Origin of the sequence: Pantoea stewartii, from assembly GCF_011044475.1 — a bacterium.
GTDB classification, from domain to species: domain Bacteria; phylum Pseudomonadota; class Gammaproteobacteria; order Enterobacterales; family Enterobacteriaceae; genus Pantoea; species Pantoea stewartii.
The window spans coordinates 4,337,241-4,355,194 of sequence record NZ_CP049115.1 but is presented as its reverse complement, the minus strand read 5'-3'; the positions used below and the strand labels follow the sequence as shown (position 1 = coordinate 4,355,194).

Here is a 17,954-nt window from a genome sequence, read left to right as displayed (position 1 = left end):
CAATTTGCCGTTATCCACTGGACAATAGCGCCTCATTTTTTCAGGTAAGCATAGCAAATATGACCGTTCGATTGATTCTCGCGAAGGGACGTGAAAAGTCCCTGCTCCGTCGCCATCCCTGGGTTTTCTCTGGGGCCGTTGCTCGTCTGGAAGGCAAAGCGCAACAAGGTGAAACCATTGATGTCTGTGACAGTAATGGCAAATGGCTGGCTCGCGCCGCCTATTCACCGCAGTCACAGATTCGCGCCCGCGTCTGGAGCTGGCAGCAGGACGAATCCATTGATATCGCCTTTTTCGTGCGGCGTTTTCAGCACGCGCTGGTCTGGCGTGAATGGCTGGCTGAGCGCGATGGGCTGGACAGCTATCGCCTGATCGCTGGCGAGTCGGATGGTCTGCCTGGCGTGACTATTGACCGTTTCGGACGCTTTCTGGTGCTGCAGTTATTATCCGCCGGCGCAGAATACCAACGCCCGGCTATCATTTCAGCGCTGCAGCAGTGCTTTCCGGATTGTGCTATCTACGATCGATCTGATGTCGCTGTCCGTAAAAAAGAAGGGCTGGAACTGGCGCAGGGCACCGTTACCGGTGAGTATCCTCCCGCACTCTTGCCGATCACCGAACACGATATGAAACTGCTGGTGGATATTCAGGGTGGGCATAAAACAGGCTATTACCTTGACCAGCGCGACAGCCGTTATGCCACACGGCGCTATGCCAAAGATGCTCGCGTGCTTAACTGTTTCTCCTACACCGGTGGCTTTGCCGTATCAGCGCTAATCGGCGGTTGTCAGGAAGTTATCAGCGTAGATACGTCTCAGGACGCGCTGGATGTTGCACGACAAAACGTTGAGCTGAATAAGCTGGATCTCGCGCGTGCTAAATTTCAGCGCGATGATGTCTTTAAACTGCTGCGCCGCTACCGTGATGAGGGTGAAAAATTTGATCTCATCATTATGGATCCGCCTAAGTTCGTGGAGAATAAAAGCCAGCTCATGGGAGCCTGCCGTGGCTATAAAGACATTAACATGCTGGCCATTCAGTTACTGAATCCCGGCGGAATATTGATGACCTTCTCCTGTTCGGGCTTAATGGCTACCGACCTTTTCCAGAAAATCATCGCAGATGCCGCACTGGATGCCGGCCGTGACGTGCAGTTTGTTGAACAGTTCCGCCAGGCGGCCGATCATCCCGTGATTGCAACCTATCCTGAAGGACTTTACCTGAAAGGCTTCGCCTGCCGCGTCATGTGACTTGAAATGACTGTCCCTGCCCCCATATAACAGGCAGGACAGTTTTTTCGGAGGTCATCATGATTGCCAGTAAATTTGGTATTGGTCAGCAGGTTCGTCATCGCCTCTCCGGCGTGCTGGGTGTCATTGTCGATGTCGATCCTGAATACGCGTTAGATGAGCCGCACCTGGATGAAATTGGTGCCGCCGATACCATGCGCAGTGCGCCCTGGTATCATGTGGTGATGGAAGATGAACAAGGCAGTCAGGTTCATACCTATGTGGCTGAAATTCAGTTGGCCGGTGAAACCAGCCCGGAACATCCTGAGCAGCCCTCAATGGATGAACTGGCCGCCTCGGTACGTAAACAGCTTCAGGCTCCTCATCTGCGCCATTAACAGCGGGCGGCAACGGTGTTGCCGCGCCTGATATTAGTGTCCCAGCCCCAGTCTCGGGATCTCGATTTTGGGGCAACGATCCATAATCACCGTCATTCCCGCATCCTGGGCCAGCACGGCGGCCTGCTCATTGATTACCCCAATTTGTAACCAGAGCGAATCGGCTCCGGCAGCGATGGCTTCCTGAGCCACTTCCCATGCCGCCTCTGAATTGCGGAACACATCCACCATATCGATTTTTCCCGGCACCTCTGCCAGCGATCCATAGGCTGTCTGCCCTAACAGGGTTTTGCCTGCCAGCTTCGGACTCACCGGAATAACCTCATAGCCTTGATCAAGCAGATACTTCATTACGCCATAACTGGGGCGTTCCGGACGATCACTCGCCCCCACCAACGCGATGCGTTTTGTCCGGGTCAGTACCTCACGAATAGTCTGATCATTCATGTCCATCTCCTTTCACTTTAATCTTTAGTGTAGATGAGGCGTTACAGAGTTCGCACCTGGCGTAAAGACATATTGTGCCGCTTCGCTCGAATATATATGTATAATTGTAAACTTAATGCCATAATGTAAAAAATTGCTACATCCACCCACTTTTGACCGGAGTCGAAATGAAGCTGTCAATGGCTGTAACGGGGTTTATTGCCCTCCTCGTTTCGGCGTCCTGTTCTGCAATTACGTTAAAACTTGATCCGCAGATTACGCTAATGGTACTGGACGGGCGTAAGATTTCAGGCTCTCTCTTGAAAGGGGCCGACAGCCTGGAGCTTGAACGGGGTCAACATCAATTTTTATTTCGGGTAGAACAACCGGCAGATCCGCGTAAGACGGCGCTACCGGGCTACCAGTCCGTGCCCATGATCGTGGCATTCACTGCGGCGGCAAAAACCATCACGATTCGCCTGCCACCGCTGACCAGTGCGCGCGAGCGACATAACTTCGACCGAACGCTGGCCTTCAGGCTGGTGGACGAGAAGGGCAAAGAAATATTCAGCGTGCGCGATCGTCTGCCCACCAGCCCGGGCGTGGACATCGAAAAAGCCATGGTTAAGTATAATCGCATGGGCCTGGCGGCCTCTGTGCCGCAATTCGCGAATCTTACCGCGCCCTCTCCTTCTGCCCAACTGACGGCGGACCTCGCCTGGTCCGTTCAGAGCACAACGCCTTCAATTCAGCGCTGGTTTGAACGTTTTGATGAAGCAACCCGCCAGCAATTTATCAATCTGGTCAAAATGCTGCGGGCAAGCTGATAGACAGAAAGCGTACAAGGTAAACTGCGGCAACGGGCTGTTGGGCTCACTGGCATCAGGATGCTGTTATGGACTACACCGTACGAACGCTTGGTCAACAAAAACATATCGCGCTGGTCGCCCATGACCATTGCAAAGCTTCTCTGCTGGACTGGGTTACACGAAACCAATCCGCACTTGAACCCCATATTCTTTACGCAACCGGGACGACCGGTAATCTCATCAACCGTCACACCGGCCTGAACGTGAACGCGATGCTCAGTGGCCCGATGGGCGGCGATCAACAGGTCGGTGCGCTCATTGCCGAAGGCAAAATAGATGCGCTGATGTTTTTCTGGGATCCGCTTAATGCCGTGCCCCACGATCCTGATGTTAAGGCCCTGCTTCGTCTGGCGACAGTGTGGAATATTCCGGTCGCCACCAATCGGGCAACGGCCGATTTTATTATTCAGTCACCGCTTTTTTCGCAGACAGTGGACGTGCGAATCCCGGATTACGCACGCTACCTTGCCGAACGCCTGAACTGATTCAGGCTTTACGTAATACGGGTACATCCAGTGCCCGGAACGCATCGACGAAGACTGAGGGTTGTTGTTTATCGAACAGCAACCAGACCTGTTGCCGCGCGCGCGTCAGGGCAACATACGCCAGCCGGTGCTCTTCTGCATCAGGGAAGTCTTCGGGCTGCGGCAGCAGCCCCTGCTCCATAATGGACTCACGCTGCGGCGCGGGAAACCCTTCTTTGCCTTGCTGCAGACCCAGCACAATGACGTAATCGGCCTGCTGACCTTTACTGGCATGAATGGTCATAAAATCGATACGCATTTTTGGCCAGCGGGTTTTTGCCTTATCCAGCAGTTCAGGACGCAAATAGTGATAGCGGGCCAACAGCAGTACGCGCTCATCCGCTTTAACATAACCGCTTAGTTTGTTAAGAAGTGCCTCAAGCTGATCGTGCGGGAGCAAAGCAATCGACTTTTTATTCCCTTTCGTCAGACTGTTTAAGGGCTTACGCAGTTGATGCGGATTTTGCTGGATAAACCGATTTGCCACTTCACCAATACGATCATTGAAACGATAGGTCGTATCCAGCACACAACGATCGCCCTCACCAAAATAGTGATGGAATGCCGTTGTCAGACTCATCTCTGCGCCGCTGAACCGGTAAATTGCCTGCCAGTCATCGCCCACCGCAAACAATGTCGTGCGTGTGTTTTGCTGACGCAGCGCGCTGAGTAAAGCCGCGCGTTGTGGCGAGATATCCTGAAATTCGTCAACCAGAATATGCTTCCAGGGACTGACAAAGCGGCCCTTTTCGAGGATCGCGATGGCCTGATGAATCAGCCCGGAGAAGTCGACTGCGCCCTCGTCCTTAAGCGCACTTTTCCAGGCCTTCAGAAGGGGTGCCATCAATTTAATCCGCTTACTGAATACGTCGCGCAGCGCGTCAGGTACATCCTCAATCATGGCGGCCTGTGCGCCGCCATGCATCCGCATCAGGCCAAGCCAGCGTTCAAGACGAGACGCCAGGCGCTGTGCTAAACGATCATCCTGCCAGAAAGGGCCTTCGCTGACCTCCCACTCCAGTTCATCACGCAACCATTGCCGCCAGCCATTCGCCTGAGCTTTTTTTTCATTACACTGCTGACGCCAGTGGTCGATCAGCCATGTCCGACGCGCGTCGGGATCGCTTTCGAGTTTACTGATGACCGGCTGTTTATGACTTCCTTCCCGAATGATATGCAGGGCCAGCGCATGAAACGTACGCGCCTGGATATCCCCGGCCCCTAAGCGGCTTTGAATACGGTCATTCATCTCTTCCGCCGCATGACGACCAAATGCCAGCAACAAAATCTGATCGGCAGCGGCCAGTCTGCGCTGTAACAGCCACCCCGCGCGGGCCACTAATACTGACGTTTTGCCGCTGCCAGCGCCCGCCAGCACCAGCACAGCGTCTTCGCCGTTAACCACCGCTTCTGCCTGTGATTCGTTCAGCGGGGTGGATTCCACCGTGGCGAAAAAATCCCGGTAGCGGGTCAACATGGCGGCCGTCCAGTCACGATTGCGCTGCGTCATCGCCGTCTCGCCCTGCTGCAGCCAGTATTGGCAAAATGCCCAGTTTTCACGGCAGGAATCAAACTGCTCAATGCGGGAAAGCGGCAAAGGTAACGCGTCAAATTGTTTGCGGATCTTATCTTTGATCGCCTGAAGTTCGCTGCGCTTCAGCCAACGCTCCTGTTCGCTGAATCCCTGAATGTCGTCGCGCAGCGCCTGTAAAACCGCCGCGCATACTTCACTCATTTCCTGACTCCAGCTTTGCCACGACTGCATGAGATAGTGGAAAAAACGCTGCGTCTCCTGCCATTCCGTACCGTGCAAACGCACAACCTTGTTGTCCGCCAGTAAGAATTCCAGTTCACCCCACACCATTCCCCGTTTACAGGTGATGTCGGACAACTGATTGAAGGGGATCAAATATTCGTGTTTGTCGCCGCTGACCTCAACGCCCGCGGATAACAGGCGAACACGATGATAAGGATGCTGGGCAAGCCGTTTGCCCATGGATGTTGCTTTAAGTTCCACGCCGACACCAACGACCGAGATAGAGAGTAATCGGAGTTTACCTGTCAGACTCTTGACGCTCCAGCCTTAAAACACGCTAAACTTGGCGGCACAGATTGCGGAGTGCAAAAGGAAAAGCCTGTTATGCGTACTGTTTTAAATATTCTTAATTTTGTCCTGGGTGGATTTTTCACCACGCTGAGTTGGTTATTCGCCACGCTCATCAGTATCGTCCTGATCTTTACCCTGCCCTTAACGCGCTCCTGCTGGGAGATCACTAAGCTGTCATTTCTGCCGTTTGGCAATGAAGCGGTCCATGTTGACGTTCTGCGCCCGGAGAATAAAAGCCCTATCATGAACACCGGCGGCACGTTTCTGAACATTTTCTGGTTTATCTTTTTCGGTTGGTGGTTATGCCTGTCGCACATTTCTGTCGGCATCGTGCAGTGCATCAGCATTATTGGTATTCCGGTGGGCCTCGCCAATTTCAAGATTGCCGCCATTGCACTCTGGCCGGTAGGACGTCGGGTCGTCTCTGTGGAAGAGGCGCGTGCCGCGCGTGATGCCAATGCCCGCCGCCGCTATTAGTATGCTGTCCGGGTGGCGAAAGTATCTTTTTAACAGCACCTGGCGTTATCTGCTGCGCATTCTGTTTGCCTTATCAGGATGTGCGGCTGTGCCCTGGATACTGCAGCAAATTGAGTGGACGATTCCGTTAACCCTCGGCGTGGTTGCCGCCGCGCTGGCCGATCTGGATGACAGGCTGGCCGGGCGGCTTAAAAACCTGCTGATTACCTTACTTTGTTTTTGCATCGCTTCGGTTTCAGTAGAGCTGCTGTTCCCGCATCCGTTGGTATTTATTATCGGCCTGGCAGGTTCAACATGGGGATTCATTCTGTTAGGCGCGCTGGGACAGCGCTATGCCACCATTGCATTTGGCGCCTTACTGATTGCCGTTTACACCATGCTGGGCATTGGGTTGTTCTCACAATGGTATATGCAGCCCATGCTGCTGTTGGTTGGGGCTCTGTGGTATAACCTGCTGACGCTGCTGGGCCATTTAATGTTTCCGGTTCGTCCAGTGCAGGAACAACTGGCAGCCAGTTTTTCACAGCTGGCCCACTATCTGGATGCCAAAGCCAATCTGTTTGATCCTGACGCGGGTGAACAGGATGATGCTGCATTTGTTAAAGCCGCGATGGTAAACAGCCAGCTTGTTGCACAGCTCAATCTGACCAAGACCACCTTGCAAAGCCGTTTACGAGGTGACAGAGGCTCACGCGGTACCCGACGCAGCCTGCACTATTACTTCGTGGCTCAGGATATCCATGAACGCGCCAGCTCTTCGCATCTGCAGTACCATCTTCTGCGTGGCGACTGGCGTTACAACGAGATCCTGTTTCGCTTTCAGCGTTTACTGAATATGCAGGCACAGGCCTGTCGCCAGCTTGCCCGGGCGATTCTGCTGCGCGAACGCTGGGAACATGATGGCCGCTTTGAGCGTGTTTTTGAACGTCTGGAAAATGCGATTCACCGGCTGGCACAGAGCGAGCCGGATGCCGCCCATACCGGTGCACTGCTTTGGCTGCTTCGCAACCTGCAGGCCATCGATGCACAACTGGCCTCAATCGAAACCGAGCAGGCGCAGGCAGTTGATCCGCAGCACAGCGACAACCTGCTGTCACGCGAAGAACTGAGTGGCTGGAGTGATATTAAACTGCGCCTCAGCCTTCACCTGAGTCCGGCCTCTGCCCTGTTTCGCCACGCCGTACGCATGTCGGTTGTGATGTGTGTGGGATACGGATTTATTCAGATTACCGGGCTGGAGCGCGGCTACTGGATCCTGCTGACCAGTCTGTTTGTTTGCCAGCCTAACTATAGCGCAACCCAACGCCGACTGGCGCTACGCATTGGCGGCACGCTCGCGGGCATTGCGCTTGGACTGCCCCTGCTCTGGCTGGTCCCTTCCATTGAAGGCCAACTGGTCTTGATTGTGGTCACGGGCGTCATGTTCTTTGCGTTTCGTCAGGTGCAGTATGCTCATGCAACCTTGTTCATTACTCTGCTGGTGTTGTTCTGTTTTAATTTGTTAGGCGAAGGCTTTGAGGTGGCCCTGCCCCGGGTAGTGGACACGTTACTGGGCTGTGCGCTGGCCTGGCTGGCCGTCACCTTTATCTGGCCAGACTGGCGTTTTCGCCAGCTTCCGGCGGTGGCGACGCGCACACTCAATGCCAATTGCCGTTATCTGGATGCCATTATGGAACAATACCATCAGGGCAAAGATAATCGCCTCGCTTACCGTATTGCCCGCCGCGATGCACACAATGCTGACGCGGAACTGGCCTCCGTCGTGTCGAACATGAGCAGTGAAACCCGTACCAACCCTAAGCTGCGGGAATCGGCCTTTCAGCTACTTTGCCTGAACCACTCGTTGCTCAGCTATATCTCCGCGCTGGGGGCGCACCGCGATAAAGTCACTGATCCAGCGCTGCTGGCACTTCTCGACGACACGGTGTGCTATGTCGAAGATGTGCTGCAAACCGACATCGTCAGTGACAGCCGGGCTGAGGAAATGCGTCGGGAACTGGAACAACGCCTTACCCGGTTTACCGCCGGGTCTGATTCGCCTACGCCGCTGGTACTGCAGCAACTGGGGTTACTGGTTGCCTTGCTGCCGGAAATCGCTCGCCTGCGGCGTGCTTTAGGTTCTCACTAAGGCCCTTTCTTCGCCTCTTCCACTGTTTTGAGCGCAGCCTGGTACCATTCACCCAGCTCCGCTTTAACCGTTGGCGGGAGAGCGGCTTCATGATGGCCCGAAATAGCACCCTGAAGCGCCAGCAAGGTTTTGAAACCTAGGTGCTGGTTATAACGTTTTAGTTTTAACCAGCACGCCCTGGCGCCGACCTCGTGCAGGTGTTTAACGCTGCAAATGCCTATCTCATGCAACATCATTTCCAGCCGTAAGCTGACATTAGGCAGATCTTTTAAACGCACCCGGCCTTGTCGGTCATCCTGTTCCCGACGGGCGGTCTGTAGTGAGGCCGCTGAGAGCGCAACCAGATGCTCCGGGTCACACCATAAATTTTCATCGACCCTGAAATAATTCAGGCTGACCGGCATACCGCGTTTGCGAAAAATAAGCGGCTCCAAGGGGCGTTTAGCCACATATTCCCGCAGGGCTTCGCTGGCGCGCAGATAAAGCTGATCGTCTTTTATCAAGGCAAACACGACGCGCTCAACAGCTAAGGCGTAACCGCCAAACTGAGTACGGGATTCGACATTACCTAAAGGTGCCAGTTGTTGTTTTGATCGCAAAACGACCCGCTGTTCTTTCTTCATATCATCACCTCCTTGTAACAAAAACCTGTTAAAAACGTTACTATTCAGTCGGTTAGAAGATAAGAAAATTCAGTTGCAGGTTCAATGAATAAATCACTTTGGCGTCAACATTATGCGAATTTTGCGAGGCATTTTCAGAAATTCAGGTTGATCTTTATCCAGGATGTCATTACTGTATATCCATACAGTCAACTGCTGAGTGATTAATTTATGCGCACCCAACATCCCCGTAATGTATGCCCGACTCACCGTTACGCTTCGCCTTCTGACCCCGCTTCTCAGAGCGGCTGGATTACTGAATTGCGCTATAGCGAAAAACCGGGAATGATGCAGATGCTGCTGTTACCGTTGCTTCAGCAACTGAGCCAGCAATCCCGCTGGCAGCTTTGGTTAACACCTGCGCATAAGTTGAGTCGGGTCTGGATGCAGGAAGCAGGCTTGCCCCTGGAGAAAAGTATGCATATCGCCGACGCTGAACGTTACAACGCCGTCGAGGCCATGATTAAGGCCCTGCGTACGGGAAATTACAGTGTCGTTTTAGCCTGGATTCCCTACGATCTGGATGAAGATGAGCGTCGGGAACTGGAGCTCGCTGCGGCTGAAGGTGAAGCGTTAGGACTCATCCTGCGCTCGGGTGAGTCCCCTAAAACGCCAGTCAGACCAGAAAGTCGGCTAAAAATTCAGTCTGATTTGTTTCATTAAGTAAAAAATGAGATTTATCTCAAGAAATTTTTTCTCTCGCGTTGGGCTAAGACACTGATTCTGCTCCTGCCAGTAATGACAATGGCTTAGCCCCCATTTTGCGGGTTACCCCCATCACAGAAGTTCACCCTAAATTGTTAGAATTTATGTATAAAACACTGTTTTTTTACATAAGTGCCTCACATCACACTTGTAAGTTTCCAATCTCGTTGTAGACTTTATCTCGCCAGGGTGCTCAATAACCTCCGTTTTTTGCGGTAGAGTCATAAGCGAGCGTTTTGACCCGGCGAAGGATTAAACCAAGAGCAACCTTTATGCTCATTGCCTATTTGGATGATAACGAGGCGCAAAATGAAAAAGACAGCTATCGCAATTGCAGTGGCACTGGCTGGCTTCGCTACCGTAGCGCAGGCCGCCCCTAAAGATAACACCTGGTACACCGGTGCTAAACTGGGCTGGTCTCAGTATCACGACACTGGCTACTACGGTCACGGTTACCAAAATAACGACGGCCCAACTCACGAAAGCCAACTGGGTGCTGGCGCATTCGCCGGTTACCAGGCTAACCCATACCTGGGTTTCGAGCTGGGTTATGACTGGTTAGGCCGTATGCCTAACAAAGGCAACCAGGTTAACGGCGCTTTCAAAGCACAGGGCATCCAACTGGCTGCTAAACTGAGCTACCCAATCGCTGACGATCTCGACGTTTATACCCGCCTGGGTGGTATGGTATGGCGTGCAGATTCTACCCAGCAAGTAGTTGGCGGCAACCGCATCAGCGACCACGACACCGGTGTTTCTCCACTGGCAGCGGTTGGTGTTGAGTATGCTCTGACCAAAAACTGGGCAACCCGTCTGGATTACCAGTGGGTGAACAACATCGGTGACGCACAGACCGTTGGTGCTCGTCCAGACAACGGCATGCTGAGCCTGGGTGTTTCTTACCGTTTCGGTCAGGATGATGTTGCTGCGCCAGCTCCGGCTCCAGCACCAGCACCAGCGCCAGTTGTTCAGACTAAGCGCTTTACTCTGAAATCAGACGTTCTGTTCACCTTCAACAAGTCAACTCTGAAGCCAGAAGGTCAGCAGGCTCTGGATCAGCTGTACAGCCAGCTGAGCTCAATGGATCCTAAAGACGGTTCAGTCGTTGTTCTGGGCTTCACCGATCGCATCGGTTCAGAGCAGTACAACCAGAAACTGTCTGAGAAACGTGCTCAGTCTGTAGTAGATTACCTGGTATCTAAAGGTATCCCTGCTAACAAGATCTCTGCTCGCGGCATGGGTGAATCTAACCCAGTGACTGGCAACACCTGTGACAGCGTGAAAGGCCGTAAAGCCCTGATCGACTGCCTGGCGCCAGACCGTCGTGTAGAAATCGACGTTAAAGGTATCAAAGACGTGGTAACTCAGCCTCAGGCTTAAGTTATACGTGATAAAAAACCCCGCGCATGCGGGGTTTTTTTTGTCCTTTAATCCGGAGCAGGCCTGAATATTGCTCCGTAAACTACCCGTTGTCAGTATCCGACTTGCCCAGTATAGCCTGCAAATCCTGCTTCAGCGTCGACATCTGGCTGGCGTACTTTTCTTTGCGTTCGGCATCTTCAATTAGCTGCACAATCGTTTCAGACAGGGTGCAGTTGCGCCGTTGCGCCAGGCCGGCCAGCCGCTGCCAGACCAGATATTCCAGATCGATGGATTTTTTTCGTGTGTGCTGATGCTCGGCATTGAAATGCCGTTTTCGCCGCGCACGGATCGTTTGTTTAAGCCGGTTGTCCAGTTCGGGATGAATGTGTTGGCTAATCCAGTCGTTAACGTCGACGGGATTATTCTCCATCATTAACAGCTTATCGACTGCCGCCTGTGCCGCGCTGAGTTCAAGGTGACGCGTGACCAGTTCACCTTCCCGATGTTTTTTCACCAGGTATTTCCACTTCCATCCACATTCAAGATTTTCGAGCTGCTGGTATTTCATCGGAATCTCATCGTGATCACGTAACGAACTAAGAATAACAGCTTTTTTACTGGATGCAGCAACGAAAAACATGTCGTCAGTGTCACAACTTCTGATTGAACTCCGCAGTGCTTAAGCACAGTGAATCCTGTATAATCTCGCTTTTCTCAAAACAGACAAATGCGATTATTTTGACCAGCACTCAACTCACGTGGCAAACCTTACAGCCGGATAGCGCGCAATATCAATCCGTTTTCTCCCGAATTGCTGATGAAGAAACCGATGCTTTAGCAACGGTGCAGCCCCGATTGCTGAATGCGCTGGCCCACTTGCACCATCAGAGTCAGGGTTTTCCTTTGCTGCTGGTTCGCAGCCAGGAAAACCGCGATTATCTCTCGCTGATCGCCAGTGCGGCACAGCGCGTAATGGGCACCGCTTCGTCCCTGGCGGGCGGGGATTATCATATCCTGGCCGACAACGTCACGTTGCAGCCGCCCACTGACAGTCAGCGTCCTTTTACCAGCCAGGGTGGTGTGCATTTTGCCGACTGGATTGAGCAGGAGCAGCTGTTTGGCTGTGTCCGGGTACATAAAGATCGTATTCAGCTGGAACCTGGTCTGATCCATCGTGCCAATGGCGGAACGCTGGTGCTTTCACTCCGTGCGCTCCTCGCTCAGCCCCTGCTCTGGCTGCGGCTGAAAAGAAGCATTGAGCAAGGCTACCTCGAATGGCTGTCGCAGGATGAGCGCCGCCCTTTGCCTGTCTCTGTCCCGCCGCTTCCGCTGAAGTTAAATCTGGTGCTCTGTGGCGAACGCGATACGCTCGCTGATTTTCAGGAGCTGGATGCCGAAGCGCATGAGATGGCGATTTACACTGAATTTGAAGAAAACCTTCAAATTGTGGATGAAGATGATGTGCTGGCATGGTGCCGCTGGACAGTAGATTTGGCCGCACAGGCTGATATCGCTGCGCCAGATGAGGACTTTTGGCCTGAGCTCATCAAAGAAGGCGTTCGCTATAGTGGCGATCAGGAAACCTATCCCCTTTGTCCACGTTGGCTGCTGCGTCAACTACGTGAGACCGCGTTGATGGGTGAAACACTAAACGCTGAAGCCTTGCGTGACGCGCTGGAAGCACGTCTGTGGCGCGAAAATTATCTGAATGAACGCATGCGTGATGAGATTTTGCTGCGCCAGATTTTGGTCGAAACGGAAGGCGAAGTGGTGGGCCAGATCAACGGTCTTTCCGTCGTGGAATATCCCGGTCACCCGCGGGCCTGGGGCGATCCCTGCCGTATCACCTGCGTGGTTCATCCTGGCGACGGTGAATTTACCGACGTCGAACGCAAAGCGGAGCTGGGCGGCAATATTCATGCTAAAGGCATGATGATTATGCAGGCCTATCTTATTGCGGAGCTGGAGTTAGATCAGCAACTGCCTTTTTCTGCTTCGCTGGTGTTTGAACAATCCTATTCGGAAGTTGACGGCGACAGCGCGTCGCTGGCAGAACTGTGTGCTCTGATCAGTGCCCTTGCCGATACGCCGCTAAATCAGCAAATCGCGGTCACGGGCTCGGTCGATCAGTTTGGTAACGTCCAGCCGGTCGGTGGCCTGAATGAGAAAATTGAAGGCTTCTTCGACATCTGCCATCAGCGTGAGCTGACAGGTCAGCAAGGTGTGATTATTCCTGCCTGCAATGTGCGCCACCTGAGTCTGAATCAGCAGGTTGTGAGTGCGGTCGAAGCCGGTCGTTTCCATATCTGGGCAATCGATACGGCTGATGAAGCGTTGCCCTTACTGACAGGAAAAGTCTGGAACACGGAAGACGGCGAAGGCGAATGCCTGCTGCGTACGATTCAGGAGCGCATCAGTCAGATGAATCAGCCTGAGCCCACTCCCCGGGCATGGCCGTTGAGATGGCTTAACTGGTTCAACCACCGTTAATCTCATTTGCTCAGTGTACAACTGTTCGCTAATATTCGTGATTCACTAAAAGAAGGCTTAATAAGAACATGGTAGATAAACGCGAATCCTATACCAAAGAAGACCTGATCCTGTCTGGTCGCGGTGAACTGTTCGGCGAAAATGGTCCGCCACTCCCTTCCGGCAATATGCTGATGATGGACCGCGTGGTCAAAATGACCGAGGACGGCGGGAAATACGATAAAGGCTTCGTGGAAGCTGAACTGGATATCAATCCAGATCTGTGGTTCTTTGGCTGCCATTTCATTGGTGATCCGGTAATGCCTGGCTGTCTGGGCCTGGATGCGATGTGGCAACTGGTTGGCTTCTATCTCGGCTGGCTGGGTGGCGAAGGAAAAGGCCGCGCGCTGGGCGTGGGTGAAGTTAAATTCACCGGTCAGGTTCTGCCAGACGCGAAAAAAGTCACCTACCGCATTCACTTTAAACGCGTGATTAACCGTAAACTGGTGATGGGCGTGGCAGATGGTGAAGTGTTTGTTGACGGGAATTTGATCTATACAGCCAGCGATCTGAAAGTTGGCCTGTTCAAAGATACTGCTGCATTCTGACGTTTCATTCCACAGAAACGAAAACCTCCGCACAGTGCGGAGGTTATATCCCTTTTCAGTGACATCCGGCTAAGCCGCAGCCGACCTGTCCTCCATGGCTTGTCGCCAACCTCCCAACCAGTGAGACTTAGCGTCTATCATTTGATACGGACACATCTCTTTAGAGCGTCCTGTAATGCCAGCTTGATAACCACGTGAATGGGCGCGCTCAAGGCGGTCTCGTTTCTGTCTCTTCATACTCCGTGTCCCTCATGTAAGGTCTGTGGAATCTGGTGGAAAGAAAAAGGTGGCGAATTAATGTTCAGCCACCCTTTTGTTTTACTCGCTCTGTATGAAAAGATCAATGCGCAATATTCACGCCAGTGTCACAAATATGACCTGCTCCAGACATATACTTTCTGTTTCACCCTATGAAACTGTGACGATATCCGTATGATTTATAAAGAAAGCCTGGAAAACGTCAGAAAAATTATATGTGCTGAAACAACACGTTAACTAAAGCCCTGTTGCGGTTGACTCTGCCGTGGTTGCACCGCGTGCAATCTGCTGTGCGATTTGCTGCCAGCCCTGTGCCAGCGTTTTAACCAGCGAATCATAGCCATCTTCCCGCTGCGGTAGCACCAGATTAAAAGCCTGCTTTGTGAAGCGCCCCTGATGTTCCAGTGTCCACTGACCGCTGATAACCGCCTTGCCATCATAACGGCCCTGGAAATCATTCACCGTTACGCTCAGCGTATCGTGCTCCTGACCGATAAGCGTCTGGGTAACCAGACGGCCGGGTAACGCTTTCGTCAGATTAGTGATCAACGTTTGTTGCAATTGCTGATCGAGCGGGCTGGCCCACAGATTATTAGCGGCAATGACATATTTTACGTCGCTGGTCTGATAGACCAGCCCATTGCCCGCCAGATAGTCGGGGACCGTAATTTGCTGCACCCATAATGTCGGCTGCGCATTCGCCTCGCTGCTTATCACCTGCATTGAGGCTGCCCCCGAGGGCAGCTGATAATAGGTGGTATTGACCGTACTGCTACAGGCACTCAGTGCGAGAGCGGCAAAAAGCATTAATCCTTTTTTCATTGTTTCGCCCTCTTTGGCTGGGGATCCTGTCCCGGTTTGGCCTCAAACACTAACGCATTACTTTTCGCATTTAACGTTTTTAACACGGGCTGAAGTTCACGCAGCACCTGATCAAGCCGTTGCATATCGCCCACCAGCTTGCTGTAAGCCGGGGAGCCTGGCTGTAACCCTTTCATGCTACGGTTCAGCTCACGAAGCGTCTGCTGCGTTTCTTCTGGCAAGGTCTTCATCGCCGGACTGCTGGTCACCACATTGATGTTATCAATAGTACGCTGCAGATCCCTGAGCGTCTTCTGACTCTCTTTCAGTGTGCCCGTGGCTTCCGTCACCATGTTGTTCAGCGGTAAACTGTTAATCTTATCCAGCGCCGCCATCAGTTTTTGCTGGATCTGACTGAGGCCGCCGCTTACTGTTGGAATCACTTCGTATCCCGCGACTTTATCCGGACCGGTATACGGCGGTGCGTTATTATAGAAGTCGATATCCACATACAGCGCACCGGACAGCAAATTGCCCGTTTTCAACGTTGCGCGCAGGCCACGTTTCTTACCATCCTGCAGATGCTGCTCAAGATCGAAGTTTTGCCCTAAACGGTTAATAAAGCGATCGGGTTCAATACGAATCAATACCGGCACGCGATAATCATTATTTAACGCCTGAGCGGTGCCCGCATTCATGAACGGCACTTCCGCAACGGTACCCAGACGAATGCCGCGGAATTCAACCGGCGCGCCCACCTGCAAGCCACGAATCGAATCCGAGAAGAACATCAGATAGTCGATATGATTGGTGTACAGCGAATCCTGAATACTGCGTTGATCGTCGAACAAATGATATTCAGCCTGATTCTGCGCCGCTTTGCCTAAATCCCACCCGTCCGGGACGTCAAAACTCACCCCGCCGCTAAACAGCGTGGTCAGGGATCCCATTTCGACACGCATCCCTGAGGCCGACATATCGACCGCGATGCCGCTGTCTTTCCAGAAGCGCACATTGGTCGTCACCAGGCGATCGTAAGGCGCGGCGATAAACAGCTGATAGGTCATCAGGCGTTTATCCGTGTCGAACGTACTGGTTTCAACGGTGCCGACACGGAAACCGCGGAACAGAACCGGATCGCCCGGATTCAGTTGGCCTGCTTTATTACTGTCGAGCGTAATCCGGATACCTTTGGCATCCGGCGGCGCAAGCGGCGGTGAATCCATCAGGGTGTACTGCTCCAGAGGCGCTTTTTTGGTGCCAGGCTGCAGCTCAATATAGGCCCCGGAAAGTAACGTGCCCAGACCGGTTATCCCTTCACGGCCCACCTGCGGTTTAACTACCCAGAAGACGCTGTCGCTGTGCAACAGTTTTTCCATACCGGCATTCAGTCGGGCTTTAATTTCCACATGATGAAGATCGTCTGTCAACACCGCACTTTCCACCACGCCAACGTTCACGCTGCGACTTTTAATCGTGGTTTTGCCCGCTTCGATCCCTTCTGCACTCTCGGTGATCAGGGTCACTTCGGGCCCCTGATGGCTGAAGTGATAAAACAGAATCCAGCCGCCTATTAATAACGTGACAATAGGGACGATCCATACCGGTGACCAGCGCTTGATCTGGTCCACTTTGGCATAACCGTGATTATTTTCCGTCAAGATGCGGCTCCTTCATGTTTTTCTCACCAGCACGATCCCAGGTTAAGCGCGGGTCAAACGTCATTGCCGCAATCATGGTCAGAATCACCACCAACGCAAACAACACCGCTCCCCATGCCGGATAAATTTTCATTAATTGCCCCATGCGCACCAGCGCAGAGAGCACGGCAATCACAAAGACGTCAATCATTGACCAGCGCCCCACAAACTCAACGACTTCATAAATCCGGTGCATTTTGTGGCTGTCGCGCTGCCCTCGCCCACTGGCATCCCAGCACAGCCAGCCAATCGCCAGCATTTTCAGAGACGGCACCATAATACTGGCGATGAAAATCACCAGCGCGACCGGATAAGAGCCATCGCCCCACAGCAAAATGACGCCAGCCATGATGTTGGACGGCATCGCGGAGCCCAGGGTTTCCGTAATCATGATGGGCAGCAGATTGGCCGGCACGTAGAGCATAACGGAGGTGATCAGCAGTGCCATGGTCCACTGCAGGCTGTGCTTACGTCGGGCATGGGCAACTACGCCACAACGGGGGCATTCCTGCTGCGCCACGGGCAAGATCGCCGTACAGCAAGGACAGGAGCGCAGCCCCTGCCTGAGTCCGCTAATGCCGGGCTGTGGTGCATGCGGCAAAGGCGGCGGTGCCTCAATTTGCAGCCAGAGCCAGCGACGGTCCAGGCACTGAAACGCCCGCAGTTGTAAAAGACAAAACAGACACCAGGGCCAGAAACTGGTTTCAAGGCTGATTTCGCCATAGGCCATGAGCTTCACAAAACTTACCAGCACACCGGCCATAAAAATTTCGGCCATGCCCCAGCTCCGCATATGAAACAGAATACGCGCCAGCCCCAGTTTCAGGCTAAGGGGCATCTTGACCTGGTTGACCAGCAGGACCAGCGTGACCATGCAAAACGCCGGAATCGCCTGAACAAACAGCAGAAACAGGGTGGCCAGGCTGGCATAGTCATCGGCCACCATGACACCAGGAATTTGCATCAGGCTAATCTGGCTGGAGAGCCCAGCCACTTTCATGGTGATAAACGGGAACAGATTGGCCAGGACTAACATAAACAGTGCCGCCAGCGCATAGCCGGTGGGACGTTTGCGTGGCTCTGACCAGTTGACTGTCAGGGACGTGTGGCAGCGCGGGCATGACGCGCGGCTGCCAACAGGGATATCCGGCAGTTTGACCATCAGGTCGCATTGTGGACAAAGCATCCACGCACTGGTTTTGTCTGCAGAACACATTCCCTGACCCTTATC

The 17,954-nt window shown here is 53.1% G+C and carries 18 protein-coding genes; 10 read left to right on the top strand and 8 right to left on the bottom strand.

Going from position 1 to position 17,954, the window contains the following annotated elements:
* The first annotated feature begins 59 nt into the window (after positions 1–59).
* Both rlmI and hspQ read left to right on the top strand, forming a co-directional pair.
* Entirely contained in the window at positions 60–1,250 is a 1,191-nt protein-coding gene (rlmI, locus tag G5574_RS20515) for a 23S rRNA (cytosine(1962)-C(5))-methyltransferase RlmI (RefSeq protein ID WP_033737601.1), read from the top strand.
* Positions 1,251–1,309: 59 nt separating this feature from the next.
* Complete coding sequence (hspQ, locus tag G5574_RS20510; protein ID WP_006118675.1) at positions 1,310–1,627, top strand: heat shock protein HspQ; 318 nt, start codon at positions 1,310–1,312, stop codon at positions 1,625–1,627.
* A gap of 33 nt (positions 1,628–1,660) precedes the next feature.
* Here hspQ and G5574_RS20505 read toward each other — a convergent pair whose 3' ends face one another.
* Positions 1,661–2,074 carry a CoA-binding protein gene (locus G5574_RS20505; protein WP_164483112.1) on the bottom strand — a complete coding sequence of 138 codons (414 nt, stop codon included), beginning with the start codon at positions 2,072–2,074 and terminating at the stop codon, positions 1,661–1,663.
* Between the two features lie 167 nt (positions 2,075–2,241).
* Here G5574_RS20505 and G5574_RS20500 point away from each other — a divergent pair, with 167 nt between their 5' ends.
* Both G5574_RS20500 and mgsA read left to right on the top strand, forming a co-directional pair.
* Entirely contained in the window at positions 2,242–2,880 is a 639-nt protein-coding gene (locus G5574_RS20500; RefSeq protein ID WP_006118673.1) for a YccT family protein, read from the top strand.
* A 68-nt stretch (positions 2,881–2,948) separates the two neighbouring features.
* Positions 2,949–3,407 carry a methylglyoxal synthase gene (mgsA, locus tag G5574_RS20495; protein ID WP_039341234.1) on the top strand — a complete coding sequence of 153 codons (459 nt, stop codon included), beginning with the start codon at positions 2,949–2,951 and terminating at the stop codon, positions 3,405–3,407.
* Position 3,408: 1 nt separating this feature from the next.
* Here the strand turns inward: mgsA and helD are convergent, their stop codons facing one another.
* Positions 3,409–5,463 carry a DNA helicase IV gene (gene helD / locus G5574_RS20490; protein WP_164483111.1) on the bottom strand — a complete coding sequence of 685 codons (2,055 nt, stop codon included), beginning with the start codon at positions 5,461–5,463 and terminating at the stop codon, positions 3,409–3,411.
* Positions 5,464–5,586: 123 nt separating this feature from the next.
* Here helD and G5574_RS20485 point away from each other — a divergent pair, with 123 nt between their 5' ends.
* Both G5574_RS20485 and yccS read left to right on the top strand, forming a co-directional pair.
* Entirely contained in the window at positions 5,587–6,030 is a 444-nt protein-coding gene (locus G5574_RS20485) for a YccF domain-containing protein (protein ID WP_054634211.1), read from the top strand.
* On the top strand, positions 6,011–8,158 hold the full coding sequence (gene yccS / locus G5574_RS20480) for a YccS family putative transporter (protein WP_110267708.1): 2,148 nt from the start codon (positions 6,011–6,013) through the stop codon (positions 8,156–8,158). The genes G5574_RS20485 and yccS overlap by 20 nt, the downstream gene beginning before the upstream one ends.
* Here the strand turns inward: yccS and G5574_RS20475 are convergent.
* Complete coding sequence (locus G5574_RS20475) at positions 8,155–8,781, bottom strand: TfoX/Sxy family DNA transformation protein (protein ID WP_033737607.1); 627 nt, start codon at positions 8,779–8,781, stop codon at positions 8,155–8,157. The genes yccS and G5574_RS20475 overlap by 4 nt on opposite strands.
* Positions 8,782–8,991: 210 nt before the next feature.
* Here G5574_RS20475 and sulA point away from each other — a divergent pair, with 210 nt between their 5' ends.
* Together sulA and ompA are read left to right on the top strand one after the other, a co-directional pair.
* A complete protein-coding gene (sulA, locus tag G5574_RS20470; protein WP_033737608.1) occupies positions 8,992–9,483 on the top strand; it encodes an SOS-induced cell division inhibitor SulA in 492 nt (163 codons plus the stop codon).
* Between the two features lie 351 nt (positions 9,484–9,834).
* Positions 9,835–10,905 (top strand): porin OmpA, encoded by a 1,071-nt coding sequence (gene ompA, locus G5574_RS20465; RefSeq protein ID WP_033737609.1) that lies wholly within the window; start codon positions 9,835–9,837, stop codon positions 10,903–10,905.
* Positions 10,906–10,987: 82 nt separating this feature from the next.
* Here ompA and matP read toward each other — a convergent pair whose 3' ends face one another.
* Positions 10,988–11,455 carry a macrodomain Ter protein MatP gene (gene matP, locus G5574_RS20460; RefSeq protein ID WP_164483110.1) on the bottom strand — a complete coding sequence of 156 codons (468 nt, stop codon included), beginning with the start codon at positions 11,453–11,455 and terminating at the stop codon, positions 10,988–10,990.
* A 95-nt stretch (positions 11,456–11,550) separates the two neighbouring features.
* Between matP and G5574_RS20455 the strand changes: the two genes are divergently transcribed.
* Complete coding sequence (locus G5574_RS20455) at positions 11,551–13,377, top strand: AAA family ATPase (RefSeq protein WP_039341249.1); 1,827 nt, start codon at positions 11,551–11,553, stop codon at positions 13,375–13,377.
* A 68-nt stretch (positions 13,378–13,445) separates the two neighbouring features.
* Positions 13,446–13,964: a bifunctional 3-hydroxydecanoyl-ACP dehydratase/trans-2-decenoyl-ACP isomerase gene (gene fabA / locus G5574_RS20450; RefSeq protein WP_006118663.1), complete on the top strand. Its 519-nt coding sequence runs from the start codon at positions 13,446–13,448 to the stop codon at positions 13,962–13,964.
* Between the two features lie 69 nt (positions 13,965–14,033).
* On the opposite strand, the gene rmf is transcribed toward fabA, so the two are convergent.
* The 4 genes from rmf to pqiA all read right to left on the bottom strand — a co-directional run bounded on the left by rmf (position 14,034) and on the right by pqiA (position 17,939).
* A complete protein-coding gene (gene rmf, locus G5574_RS20445; RefSeq protein ID WP_006118662.1) occupies positions 14,034–14,201 on the bottom strand; it encodes a ribosome modulation factor in 168 nt (55 codons plus the stop codon).
* Positions 14,202–14,459: 258 nt separating this feature from the next.
* A complete protein-coding gene (pqiC, locus tag G5574_RS20440) occupies positions 14,460–15,044 on the bottom strand; it encodes a membrane integrity-associated transporter subunit PqiC (RefSeq protein ID WP_033737612.1) in 585 nt (194 codons plus the stop codon).
* Positions 15,041–16,684, bottom strand: a complete 1,644-nt coding sequence (gene pqiB / locus G5574_RS20435; protein ID WP_033737613.1) for an intermembrane transport protein PqiB — start codon at positions 16,682–16,684, stop codon at positions 15,041–15,043. The genes pqiC and pqiB overlap by 4 nt, the downstream gene beginning before the upstream one ends.
* The gene (gene pqiA, locus G5574_RS20430; RefSeq protein WP_006118659.1) at positions 16,671–17,939 is read right to left on the bottom strand and encodes a membrane integrity-associated transporter subunit PqiA; all 1,269 of its coding nucleotides are present in this window, start codon (positions 17,937–17,939) and stop codon (positions 16,671–16,673) included. Before pqiA ends, pqiB begins: the two co-directional genes overlap by 14 nt.
* Between the last annotated feature and the right edge of the window lie 15 nt (positions 17,940–17,954).

Coding starts and splice junctions, on each gene's coding strand:
- G5574_RS20505 (WP_164483112.1), bottom strand. CDS start 2,074: ATGAATGATCAGACTATTCGTGAGGTACTGACCCGGACAAAACGCATC.
- matP (WP_164483110.1), bottom strand. CDS start 11,455: ATGAAATACCAGCAGCTCGAAAATCTTGAATGTGGATGGAAGTGGAAA.
- G5574_RS20475 (WP_033737607.1), bottom strand. CDS start 8,781: ATGAAGAAAGAACAGCGGGTCGTTTTGCGATCAAAACAACAACTGGCA.
- hspQ (WP_006118675.1), top strand. CDS start 1,310: ATGATTGCCAGTAAATTTGGTATTGGTCAGCAGGTTCGTCATCGCCTC.
- G5574_RS20485 (WP_054634211.1), top strand. CDS start 5,587: ATGCGTACTGTTTTAAATATTCTTAATTTTGTCCTGGGTGGATTTTTC.
- rmf (WP_006118662.1), bottom strand. CDS start 14,201: ATGAAGAGACAGAAACGAGACCGCCTTGAGCGCGCCCATTCACGTGGT.
- yccS (WP_110267708.1), top strand. CDS start 6,011: ATGCCCGCCGCCGCTATTAGTATGCTGTCCGGGTGGCGAAAGTATCTT.
- rlmI (WP_033737601.1), top strand. CDS start 60: ATGACCGTTCGATTGATTCTCGCGAAGGGACGTGAAAAGTCCCTGCTC.
- fabA (WP_006118663.1), top strand. CDS start 13,446: ATGGTAGATAAACGCGAATCCTATACCAAAGAAGACCTGATCCTGTCT.
- mgsA (WP_039341234.1), top strand. CDS start 2,949: ATGGACTACACCGTACGAACGCTTGGTCAACAAAAACATATCGCGCTG.
- sulA (WP_033737608.1), top strand. CDS start 8,992: ATGCGCACCCAACATCCCCGTAATGTATGCCCGACTCACCGTTACGCT.
- pqiC (WP_033737612.1), bottom strand. CDS start 15,044: ATGAAAAAAGGATTAATGCTTTTTGCCGCTCTCGCACTGAGTGCCTGT.
- G5574_RS20500 (WP_006118673.1), top strand. CDS start 2,242: ATGAAGCTGTCAATGGCTGTAACGGGGTTTATTGCCCTCCTCGTTTCG.
- pqiA (WP_006118659.1), bottom strand. CDS start 17,939: ATGTGTTCTGCAGACAAAACCAGTGCGTGGATGCTTTGTCCACAATGC.
- ompA (WP_033737609.1), top strand. CDS start 9,835: ATGAAAAAGACAGCTATCGCAATTGCAGTGGCACTGGCTGGCTTCGCT.